Raw genomic sequence first — 11,688 nt, forward strand, 5'->3', positions numbered from 1 at the left:
AAAGAAGGAAACAAATGTTTAGAAAGGTGTGAGAGAGTGGATTACCTAAATGGATTGAATGATAGACAGAGGGAAGCTGTATTACATACAGATGGCCCCCTACTTATTTTAGCAGGGGCAGGATCAGGTAAAACTAAAGTAGTTACTCATAAAATAGCATATTTAATAGAAGAAAAAGGGATTTTCCCGGGAAATATTTTGGCAATAACCTTCACTAATAAAGCTGCAAATGAGCTGAAGGAGAGAGTGGGGAGACTTCTATCTGCCAATGTAGATACTATGTGGATGGGGACATTCCACTCAATATGTGTTAGGATACTTCGACGTGATATTGATAAGATTGGATATAATAGATCCTTTACAATATATGACAGAGATGATCAGATAACATTAATAAAAGAATGTATAAAAGAGAAAAATCTTGACAAGGAGACATATAAAGAATCTTCGGTTTTGGCCCAAATTAGTAAACTAAAAGATGCTATGACAGATCCAGATAAATTTATAAATCAAAATTATAAGGACTTTTATTTAAGAAATATCGGGGAATTATATTCTTTATATCAGGAAAAGCTTAAGCAATATAATGCATTAGACTTTGATGATTTGATAATAAAAACAGTACAACTTTTAAAGTCAAATTCTGATGTCTTAGACTACTATCAAAGAAAATTCAAATATGTATTTGTAGATGAATATCAGGATACAAATAAGGTTCAATATGAGCTTACCATATTATTATCAGGAAAACATAATAATATATGTGTTGTAGGGGATAGCGATCAATCTATCTATGGATGGAGGGGAGCTGACATCACTAATATCTTAAACTTTGAGAAGGATTTTCAAAATTCTACAACCATAATGTTAGAGCAGAACTATAGGTCCACACAAAATATACTTAATTTAGCAAATAAAGTAATAAAAAATAACTCTGAGAGAAAAGATAAGAATCTATGGACTGAAAATCATGGGGGAGAACCTATATATTATGAAGAGTTGCCAGATTCAGAGGATGAAGCGTTATTTGTGGCTAGTAAAATTGAAGAATTAATCTCTCAGGGATATAGTTTATCTGATTTTGCTATCCTTTATAGGACAAATGCTCAATCACGTTCATTTGAGGACTCCTTCATTAGAAAAAATATTCCTTATAAAATAGTAGGAGGACTTAAATTCTATGATAGAAAAGAAATAAAGGATATAGTAGCTTATTTGAAGGTATTGCAAAATCCTGTAGATAATATTTCGCTTAAAAGAATAATTAATGTTCCTAAAAGGGGAATTGGTAATGCAACTATAGATAAAGTAGAAGAATTTGCAGCAGAGACAAATGACTCTATCTATGGAGCTTTATTATCCTTGGACAGTATAAGTGAATTAAATGGAAGAGCAAAGAATAGCTTGAAGCCATTTGTAGATATGATGAATAAACTTATGGCTATGAAGGAAGTAATGGGAGTAAAGGATTTTATAGAAGAAGTTATTAATACAACAGGATATATAAGGGAATTGGAAAGAGAGAATACAATAGAGGCTCAAACAAGAATAAGAAAATATTAAAGAGTTTATATCTGTTGCAATAGATTTTGAAATGAGAACGGGAGAAAGTAATTTAGAAGAATTTTTAGCCAATGTGGCTTTACTATCAGATGTAGATAAGACCTCTGACACTACAAATGTAGTTACAATGATGACAGTACATAGTGCTAAGGGATTAGAGTTTCCAGCTGTATTTCTAGTAGGCATGGAGGATGGATTATTTCCTATAACTAGAGCAGTAGATAATGAATCAGAACTAGAAGAAGAGAGAAGACTTTGCTATGTTGCTGTAACTAGGGCAGAAAAGTTATTATTTATAACTAATGCAAGAGTAAGGACAATTTATGGGAATGTAAATTATACTCTGCCTTCTAGATTTATTGAGGAAATGGGAGATGCCATAGAGAAAAAAGAAAAGAAAAACATCAAAGAACAACTAGTATCCGTGAAGGATTTTACAGCAAATAGGGAAAAGGCTGCTCCTAGACCATTTATAATACAAGCACAACCTAAGCCTCAAGGGGATAAAAATCTAAATGTAAGTGTAGGAGATAAAGTAAAACATAAGAAATTTGGCATAGGAACTATAGTTCAAATAAAGGATAGAGATAATGATAAAGAATTAGTTATATCTTTTGATGGAGAAGGGTTAAAACGATTATTACTTTCTATTGCTCCTATAGAAATATTGAGGTGATATTTATGGATAATGAGAAAAGAATAGATGAACTTATAGAGATAATTAGTGACTTAAATTATCATTACTATACCTTAGACGATCCTAAAGTATCTGATAAGGAATATGATTTGTTATACGATGAGTTAGTGAAATTAGAGAGAGAAACAGGAATTATACATCCTTACTCTCCCACCCAAAGAGTAGGTGGAGAATTAGTAGATAAGTTTGAAAAACATATTCATTTAGGTAAGCTATGGAGTTTGGATAAGAGTCAAAATGAAGGGGAGTTAATTAGCTGGGATAATAGGGTTAGAAAGTCCATAAAGGAATATAATTTGTCTAATGAAGACAAATTACCTAATCCTAAATATATAGTGGAATATAAATTTGATGGACTTACTATAAATCTTACCTATAAAGACGGACTTTTAGTGCAAGGTGCTACAAGAGGAAATGGAATTATAGGAGAGGCAATTCTACCACAGCTTAAGACCATAAAATCAATTCCTTTAAAGATAGACTTTAAAGGAACTATGGAGGTACAGGGGGAAGGCTTAATGCCACTATCTGTATTGGAAGAATATAATAAAGTAGCCTCTGAACCCTTGAAAAATGCTAGGAATGCAGCAGCAGGAGCTTTAAGGAATTTGGATTCTAAAATAACTGCAGAAAGAAATCTTACAGCTTACTTTTATAATGTAGGATACATGGAGGGGAAAACATTCCAAAAGCATACTGAAGTATTGGAATTTCTAAAAGAAAATAGGTTACCAGTTTTTCCATATGCAAAAGAATTTGAATCAATAGAAGATATAATTAAAGAAATTGAAGTAATAAAAGAAGTGAGACATAAATTAGATCTTTTAACGGATGGATTAGTTATAAAAATAGATGATATGAGAACTAGAACGGTTCTTGGATACACCAATAAATTTCCCAGATGGGCAATAGCCTATAAATTTGAGGCAGAAGAAACTACAACGAAACTATTAGAGGTAGTATGGAATGTGGGAAGAACCTCTAAGGTAACTCCTACTGCAATACTTGAACCAGTAGAAATTGGAGGGGTTACAGTTAGGAGAGCTACTTTAAATAACTATGATGACATTGAAAGAAAGGGAGTAAGAATAAATTCTAGAGTTCTTATTAGACGATCTAATGATGTTATCCCAGAGATATTGGGAACATTGAAAACAGATGATGAAACCTTTGAAATAGAAAAACCAACTCATTGTCCAGCTTGTGATTCTGAATTGATTCAGAATGGAGTTCATATATTTTGTCCTAATTCATTATCATGTAAACCCCAGTTAGTATCGAGATTAGTTCATTTTGCTAGTCGTGATGCTATGAATATAGAGGGATTTAGTGAAAAGACAGCGGAGAAGTTTTTGGAAGAGTTGAATATAATGGATTTACCTCAGATATATGAAGTGAAATATGAGGATTTAATTAAATTAGAAGGTTTTAAGGATAAAAAGACGAAGAATTTACTTGAAGCTATTGAGAAATCCAAACATATATCATTAGCATCATTTATATATGCTTTAGGAATAAATAATGTAGGTATAAAAACCGCTAATGATTTAGCAAATCATTTTAAATCTTTAGATAATCTAAAAAATGCAACCTTTGAAGAATTGTTGACAGTAGGAGAAGTTGGAGAGATTATAGCTGGTAGTATCATAGAATTTTTCCATGATGAAAGAATATTAGAAAGTTTAGATAAATTATTATCTGAAGGAGTGAAGCCATACTTTGAAGAAATAGAAATACAGCGATCCATATTTACAGAAAAAACTGTAGTTATCACTGGTACAATAGAAGGAATCAGCAGAAATGAAATCAAGGATATGGTAGAGAAAATGGGTGGAAAGATAACAGGCTCTGTTAGCAAGAAAACAGACTACGTTATAGTGGGAGAAGATCCGGGATCTAAATATACTAAGGCTTTGGAATTAGGTATTGAAATTATAGGTCAGGAGAAGTTGAAGGAGTTATTATAATAGTATGAGTCAGGGAACGTTTTCTCTGGCTCATTATAGTATTGTTTGATTTTTTATCATAAAAAGTGGTAAAATAAAAAGTAAAGTTTAATTAGGAGGATAAGATGATGATTTCTAAGGAAGATGTAAAACATGTAGCTAGTTTAGCTAAATTAAAGTTTTCAGAAGAAGAAATAGATGAATTTACAGATAAGTTTTCTGAGGTATTGGCCTATGTAGAAAAGTTAAATCAGATAGATACAGAAAATATAGAGCCCACATATCAAGTATATGATTATAATCAAAAGCTAAGAGAAGATACAGTAAAAGAAGGATTGCAGAGAGAAGAAGTATTACAAAATGCTATAGAAGAACAATATGGATATTTTAAAATATTAAAGATAGTGGAATAAGAAGGGGTGAGATAATGGATATTACAAAATTGTCGGCATTTGAAATGAAGCAAATGATACATGAAAAGGAAGTATCAAGTAGGCAATTAATTGAAGCACATTTTAATAAGATAGATGAGTTAGAAAAAAGCATTAATGCTTTTATAACTTTAAATAAAGAAGAAGCTTTAAAGGCTGCGGATAGGGTCGATGAAAAAATAAAAAATGGAGAAAAGATGGGTCTATTAGCAGGAATACCCATAGGTGTTAAGGATAATATTATGACTAAAAATCTTAGAACTACCTGTGGTTCTAGAATGCTAGAAAATTTTATTCCTCCATATGATGCAACAGTTGTGGAAAGAATTAAATCAGCAGATGGAATAATTATAGGGAAAACTAATATGGATGAGTTTGCCATGGGTTCATCTACGGAAACTTCTTATTTTGGAGCAACTAAAAATCCTATTGATTCAGAAAGAGTGCCGGGAGGATCTTCAGGTGGATCAGCTGCTGCTGTAAAGGCTGGAGAAGTAGCTTTGGCTTTAGGTACAGATACAGGTGGGTCAATTAGACAACCTGCATCCTATTGCGATGTTGTAGGTATCAAGCCTACATACGGTATAGTTTCTAGATATGGAACTGTTGCTATGGCAAATACTTTAGATCAAGTGGGAGTATTTGGGAGAGATGTAAAAGATGCAGTACTTATGCTGTCCTCTATAACAGGATATGATGAAAAAGATTCTACATCTTTTAAAAATCCAGAAGGAACTATAATATTTGGTAGTTTCCCAAAAGAAATAGATTATACTAATTACTTAAAGGGAATGAAGATAGCAATACCAAAAGAAATCTTTAAGGACGATATAGATAGCCGTATTAAAGAAGAAATTAATAAATCAATAAAAATATTTGAATCTCTAGGTGCTGGAATAGATGAAATATCCTTACCTCATTTAGACTATGCACTTGCAGCTTATTATATTATATCAACATCTGAGCTTAGTTCAAATTTAGCGAGATTTGATGGTGTTAGATATGGATATAGGGCTAAGGAATATGAAACATTAGATGAACTATATATCAATTCAAGAACAGAGGCTTTCGGTGAAGAAGTTAAAAGAAGAATAATGTTAGGGACTTATTCATTAACGAAAGGATATGCAGAAGATCATTATAAAAAAGCACTAAAGGTAAGAACTTTGATAAAGCAAGACTTTAGTAATGCCTTTAGTAAATATGATGTAATATTATCTCCAACATCTCCAGTACTTCCGTTCAAATTTGGAGAGAAGATAAAAGACCCGCTATCTATGTATAAAGCAGACTTATTTACTGTCCCTGTTAATCTTGCAGGACTCTGTGCAATGAGTATACCATGTGGATATATAGATGGACTTCCTCTTGGTTTACAAATTATTGGGGATAAATATAAAGAAGCGAATATTATAAAGACGGGTCTAGGATTTGAAGGAGGACTAAAAAATGAGCTATAAAACTATAATTGGGCTAGAAATTCATGTTGAGTTAGCTACTAAAACAAAGATGTTCTGTAGCTGTGTAAATGCCTTTGGTGGTGAAGCAAATACTCATTGCTGTCCTGTTTGTATCGGTTTACCAGGAGCACTGCCTGTGATAAACAAAACGGCTGTAGAATATGCTATAAAAGCAGGAATTGCATTTAATTCAAAAATAACCACTAAAACAAGAATGGATAGAAAAAATTATTTTTATTCAGATTTAGTTAAGGGATATCAAATTTCCCAAGATGATTTGCCTTTATGCGATGGTGGTTATATAGAGATAGAATTAGAAAATGAAACTAAAAAAATTGGCTTACAAAGGATTCATATAGAAGAGGATACAGGAAAACAAATCCATACAGTAGAGGGAGATACTCTAATTGATTATAATAGATCAGGAGTACCGCTAATAGAAATAGTAACAAAGCCTCATATGAATACTCCAGAGGAAGCTAGACTATTCCTTGAAAAACTTAGAGCAATATTAAAATATATTGAAGTATCTGATTGTAAGATGGAAGAAGGCTCCTTAAGATGTGATGTAAATATAAATGTGGTAGATAATGAAACAGGAGTTAAAACCAATATTACAGAAGTTAAGAATTTAAACTCCTTTAGGGGAGCAGTAAAGGCTATGGAATATGAAGAACAAAGACATATAGCTCTTTTAAAGGAAGGGAAGAATACAGTAAGAGAAACAAGAAGATGGGATGATGCAAAAAATGAGACAATAACCATGAGGGGAAAAGGTGGAGTAGCAGATTATAGATTTGCACCTGACGGAGATATAGCTCCAATAGAAATTAATCATGAATGGATAGAAGAAATAAAAAATAATCTTCCAGAATTACCTCATGATAAAAAGGAAAGATTTATAAAAGATTACGATCTTTCTGAATATGATGCAGGAGTCTTAACAGCATCTAAAGAATTAGCTTTCTTCTTTGAAGAAACTATTAAATATATTAATGATTCAAAATTGGTTAGTAATTGGATTATGGGAGATGTATTAAGAAGACTGAAAGATGAAGAAGTTGAAATTCAAGATACTACCCTTACACCTAAATCACTTGCCCAATTAATAACCATTGTTAAAGATGGAAAAATCAATAATAATACTGGTAAAAAGGTATTAAAAGAAATCTTCGATACAGGTAAAGATCCTGAGATAATAGTAAAAGAACAAGGACTAATTCAAATTAGTGATGAAGGAGCACTAAAGGAAATAGTAGCAAAAGTGCTAGATGAAAATGAACAATCCATCATTGATTATAAAAATGGCAAGGACAGAGCTATTGGATTTTTAGTTGGTCAAATAATGAAAGCATCAAAGGGTAAGGCTAATCCTCAAATTGTAAACAAGATGGTTATAGATATGATAAATGAAAGATAGATGGGTTTTCCCATCTATTTTTATGCAATGAAGTGTATTCTGATAATTTAAACTTGAAAAAATATTCAGAATAGAATACAATGATAATAATCACAATTTATGGCACATAAAATATTTTAAGGGGGGATATTATGGCTGAGAAAAAAATGAATCTTACATCACGGGTACTTATCGGACTTTTACTTGGATTAATTACTGGAATTATAGTTTTTAAATTACCTAGCGGAGTGATTAAAGATACAATTTTAATCAATGGAATCTTTCAATTAATTGGCCAGGTATTTTTAAGAGGAATAATGATGCTTGTAGTTCCTTTAGTATTCGTGTCATTGGTAAATGGTGCCGCTAACATGGGGGATGTAAAGAAGCTAGGTAGAGTAGGGGTGAAAACTGTAGTTTTTTATTTAACAACTACTGCTATAGCTGTTGTTATTGCATTAGTATTAGGATTTTTCCTAAAGCCTGGAATAGGATTAGATATGTCTGCTATAGAGACAGTGGAACTTACAATAAATCCAAGAGTACCACTTATTCAGCTTTTATATGAAATGGTACCAAGGAATCCAGTTGCTGCAATGGCTGAGGGGAATATGCTTCAAATAATTGTGTTTGCCATATTAACAGGGGTAGGTTTATCATTGTTAGGTAAAAAGGTTGAGTTTCTGGTAAAACTATTTACTAACTTAAATGATCTCATAATGAAGCTAGTAGAAATAGTAATGTTATTTGCACCAATAGGTGTATTTGGGCTTATAGCAAGAACTTTTGCTACAGTGGGATATTCTGGTCTATTACCTTTGATTAAATATATACTTACAGTATATGTTGGATTACTGATTCATATGTTCTTTGTATATGGAGGTCTTTTAAAAGGATTTACAGATTTATCACCAAAGACATTCTACAAAAAGTTTTTGCCAGCTATGTCAGTAGCTTTTTCAACAGCTAGTAGTAATGCTACAGTTCCAGTATCTTTAGAAATAGCAGAGAAGGAATTGGGTATTTCAAAGAATATTGCATCTTTTACTATTCCATTAGGAGCAACGATCAATATGGATGGTACAGCTATAATGCAGGGTATAGCAGTATTTTTTATAGCTCAAGTATATGGATACGAATTAACTATAGGGATGATATTGACAGTAATACTTACTGCCACATTAGCCTCTATAGGTACGGCTGGGGTGCCGGGAGCTGGGACTATAATGCTTTCTATGGTACTACAGTCCATAGGTCTGCCTATAGAAGGAATAGGGTTAATCATAGGTATAGATAGACTTGTAGATATGGGAAGAACAGTTACCAATATTACTGGTGATGCAGTTTGTACAGCAGTAATAGCAAAACAGGAAGGTGAACTTAATATGAAGGTTGCAAGCTCGTAATATAATTAAACAAGACCTTGAAAGAGGTCTTGTTTTTATAATGAATACAGTATAAATTTCTAATTATCTTTTCAAATTTTATCGAATGCCCGTAAGTCCTTTTTTAGTACAGTATCATCATCAAGAACTGTACTAAGCTGAAAGTCAAAAGGGTTCTTCCTTACATAGTCATCTTGTATCGCAATGTAGAATGAAGCCTTTAAGGAACGCTTATAGCTGTTAATGGTTTGAAATGCATAGCCTTTCTCACTCATTCTAAGCACCCATTCTTTAGCATCTTAGAACCTAGTTTGTCTTGTCTTAAGAGTTCCATGAGGTATTTACGACCGTTTTGAGTACCTTTCTTAACGTTGGGTCTTTGAGCATTCTGTTTTGCGTACAATTGACAGAGTGTCATTTTCTTACCGACAACATCAATCCCATCATGGCGATCTTTCTGTATCTCGTTGATTTTCTCTCGTAATTTGTGAACAAACTTTTTGAGAAAAGTTCTAAGAAATATCCTTTATGCTCATTCTTCCTTTCATAGTAAGTACCGATTTGAAAGGGATATTTTGCCAATTGCTCGTTAAGAAAATTTTACTGAATTAAGCAATCTATTTTCCCCTTCATACTAAGTACCAATGAGAATGGGTCATTTGTTGCATTTCAACGAATAATTTTTGAATTATCGCTTTCCCTTTCACTATTACCCTAAATACAAAAGGGTGATTTGTTGCATTACTCAAGAAAAGAGTTTAGAAAATATAAAAAAAGCCAATTGAAATATCCAAACAATAATTGAAAGGATAAGAATTTGACTGAAAGCTGAAAGATTTTATAATGAAAAATAACGGAAAAAAATTCAATATAGTTATCAGAGCGTAAGTTAGTGTCAGGTGAGTGCGAAATTTATGATATAATTAACAAAATATCTTAGGAGGAATCCAATGAACGTAACATTTTATTCTAAAAATGAAGTCAACGATAAAGATATGAAATTTGCTGTTATTATATCTAAATCAGATGACAAATGGGTATTGTGTAAACACGGAGAAAGAGACACATGGGAAATACCTGGAGGAACGCGTGAAACAGGTGAAAGCATTGATCAAACTGCAAAGCGAGAATTATATGAAGAATGGATACTTTTTATTTAGTTTCTATTAAATCAGTATAATATATAATCTCTTTATTTAAAGATTTAGCAAATTCAATTTCACTTTTAGTGCTAGTTCCCATATAGCCGTTTACATTGACAACTAAAATAGCATCTGATAACTTTATTTTCTCTTTGTGCATTTTACCAAGCATATTCAATTCTTCTTCAGTAAAAGCATCTTTATCATCATTTATTGGGAATATAGGAATTAAAATAACATTTCCTGCCAATTCCATTTGCCCTGCTATTTTCATCATCTCATCTTTAAATTTTAAACTACCACAAACTGTTATGACTTTCATTTAATTATCACTCCTATTTTATCAATTACTAGTTGACTTACTAATCAATTATATCACAAATATCGGAGTTTCTTATTTTCTCTCTTTTCAAGGATAAATCGTCGTATCAAAGCTCAATCATAAGTAGTATTTTTGTAGTAAACTGAATGGTTTTATTCTTGAATTGTTCTGATAAGTTCAGTGTTTATAAGGATATTTAGATTTTCACACTGTTTTTAAATTGAATAGGAAAGTTCTACTTCAATATTTTATATCGAGAACTTGACCTCAATGAGCTTGAAAAAAATAGAATTTCCAATAAAAAAATATTTATTATTAATAACTCGAAGTGATATAATATTATAAAATATTATGTCAAAATCAGGAGGTGCACCTTGAAGGAAAAGATAGTAATTGCAATTGGTGGAAATGCAATAATATCCGAGGGACAAAAAGGAACGGTAGAGGAGCAATATGCCAATATAAGCAAAATGTGTCCATATATTGCAGATTTAATTGAAGATGGATATAGGATTATTCTAACTCATGGGAATGGACCACAAGTAGGAAATATACTCTTACAAAGTGAAGCGGCTAAAGATAGAATCCCAGTATTGCCTATTGATGTATGCGTAGCTGAAACTCAAGGACAGCTAGGCTATATGATAAAACAATCTTTAGATAATTTATTAAGAGAAAGAGGCATCAAAAAAGATGTTGTTTCTGTATTATCACGGGTATTAGTTGATGAAAATGATCCGGCATTTAAGGATCCAACTAAGCCAATAGGACCATTTTACAGTAAAGAAGAAGCAGATAAAATCGCTAAGACTAAAAATCATGTAATGGTAGAGGACAGTGGCAGGGGATATAGAAGAGTAGTACCATCTCCAAGACCTTTAGATATTATTGAGCAATCAGCGGTAAAGATATTAGCTGATAGCGGAACTATAGTAATTACTGTAGCGGCGGTGGGATTCCAGTTGCTGAGAATAATGGAATGTTAAAGGGAATAGAGGCTGTTATAGATAAAGACTACGCATCATCTTTATTAGCAAATCAAATAGATGCAGATTTCCTCGTAATTTTAACAGGGGTTCCACAAGTAGCAATAAATTTTGGAAAACAAAATCAGGAATTTTTATCAGAAATGTCTTTACAGGAAGCTAAAAAACACTATGAAGATGGACAGTTTCCAAAAGGAAGTATGGGACCAAAGATAGAGGCTGGAATAGAGTACTTAGATAGAGGTGGGAAAAAGGTAATAATCACTTCTTTAGATTTTTTAAAGGATGCCATAGAAGGAAAAGCAGGAACCGTAATTATGAAGTAAATAATTGAAAATCTAAAAGCACTAAAAGTTA

11 protein-coding genes and 1 pseudogene are annotated in these 11,688 nt (G+C 32.1%); 10 read left to right on the forward strand and 2 right to left on the reverse strand.

What is annotated here, in order from left to right; translation table 11 throughout:
• Window positions 1-36 precede the first annotated feature (36 nt).
• The 7 genes from CIW83_RS05400 (at window position 37) to CIW83_RS05425 (ending at window position 8,902) form a co-directional block, all read left to right on the forward strand.
• Complete coding sequence (locus CIW83_RS05400; protein WP_369819358.1) at window positions 37-1,563, forward strand: ATP-dependent helicase; 1,527 nt, start codon at window positions 37-39, stop codon at window positions 1,561-1,563.
• A 31-nt stretch (window positions 1,564-1,594) separates the two neighbouring features.
• Window positions 1,595-2,239, forward strand: coding sequence for a 3'-5' exonuclease (locus CIW83_RS24785; protein ID WP_369819359.1), 645 nt, complete (start codon window positions 1,595-1,597; stop codon window positions 2,237-2,239).
• Between the two features lie 5 nt (window positions 2,240-2,244).
• Complete coding sequence (ligA, locus tag CIW83_RS05405) at window positions 2,245-4,227, forward strand: NAD-dependent DNA ligase LigA (protein WP_094899846.1); 1,983 nt, start codon at window positions 2,245-2,247, stop codon at window positions 4,225-4,227.
• Window positions 4,228-4,331: 104 nt separating this feature from the next.
• On the forward strand, window positions 4,332-4,619 hold the full coding sequence (gene gatC, locus CIW83_RS05410) for an Asp-tRNA(Asn)/Glu-tRNA(Gln) amidotransferase subunit GatC (RefSeq protein ID WP_094899847.1): 288 nt from the start codon (window positions 4,332-4,334) through the stop codon (window positions 4,617-4,619).
• 14 nt (window positions 4,620-4,633) lie between these two features.
• A complete protein-coding gene (gene gatA / locus CIW83_RS05415) occupies window positions 4,634-6,097 on the forward strand; it encodes an Asp-tRNA(Asn)/Glu-tRNA(Gln) amidotransferase subunit GatA (protein ID WP_094899848.1) in 1,464 nt (487 codons plus the stop codon).
• On the forward strand, window positions 6,087-7,517 hold the full coding sequence (gatB, locus tag CIW83_RS05420; RefSeq protein ID WP_094899849.1) for an Asp-tRNA(Asn)/Glu-tRNA(Gln) amidotransferase subunit GatB: 1,431 nt from the start codon (window positions 6,087-6,089) through the stop codon (window positions 7,515-7,517). The genes gatA and gatB overlap by 11 nt, the downstream gene beginning before the upstream one ends.
• A 131-nt stretch (window positions 7,518-7,648) precedes the next feature.
• Window positions 7,649-8,902: a dicarboxylate/amino acid:cation symporter gene (locus CIW83_RS05425; protein WP_143598522.1), complete on the forward strand. Its 1,254-nt coding sequence runs from the start codon at window positions 7,649-7,651 to the stop codon at window positions 8,900-8,902.
• A 101-nt stretch (window positions 8,903-9,003) separates the two neighbouring features.
• Here the strand turns inward: CIW83_RS05425 and CIW83_RS05430 are convergent.
• Window positions 9,004-9,365, reverse strand: a pseudogene (locus tag CIW83_RS05430) (site-specific integrase); the annotation flags it as partial.
• A gap of 466 nt (window positions 9,366-9,831) precedes the next feature.
• On the opposite strand from CIW83_RS05430, the gene CIW83_RS05435 reads away from it, so the two are divergent.
• Complete coding sequence (locus CIW83_RS05435; protein ID WP_094899850.1) at window positions 9,832-10,041, forward strand: NUDIX domain-containing protein; 210 nt, start codon at window positions 9,832-9,834, stop codon at window positions 10,039-10,041.
• Here the strand turns inward: CIW83_RS05435 and CIW83_RS05440 are convergent.
• Window positions 10,034-10,345: a hypothetical protein gene (locus CIW83_RS05440; protein ID WP_094899851.1), complete on the reverse strand. Its 312-nt coding sequence runs from the start codon at window positions 10,343-10,345 to the stop codon at window positions 10,034-10,036. The genes CIW83_RS05435 and CIW83_RS05440 overlap by 8 nt on opposite strands.
• Before the next feature lie 374 nt (window positions 10,346-10,719).
• Here CIW83_RS05440 and CIW83_RS05445 point away from each other — a divergent pair, with 374 nt between their 5' ends.
• Both CIW83_RS05445 and CIW83_RS24220 read left to right on the forward strand, forming a co-directional pair.
• Entirely contained in the window at window positions 10,720-11,331 is a 612-nt protein-coding gene (locus CIW83_RS05445) for a hypothetical protein (RefSeq protein WP_255374272.1), read from the forward strand.
• Window positions 11,325-11,657 (forward strand): hypothetical protein, encoded by a 333-nt coding sequence (locus CIW83_RS24220; RefSeq protein WP_255374273.1) that lies wholly within the window; start codon window positions 11,325-11,327, stop codon window positions 11,655-11,657. Before CIW83_RS05445 ends, CIW83_RS24220 begins: the two co-directional genes overlap by 7 nt.
• The last annotated feature ends 31 nt before the right edge of the window (window positions 11,658-11,688 follow it).

Origin of the sequence: Tissierella sp. P1 (assembly GCF_002266425.1) — a bacterium.
GTDB classification, from domain to species: domain Bacteria; phylum Bacillota; class Clostridia; order Tissierellales; family Tissierellaceae; genus Tissierella; species Tissierella carlieri.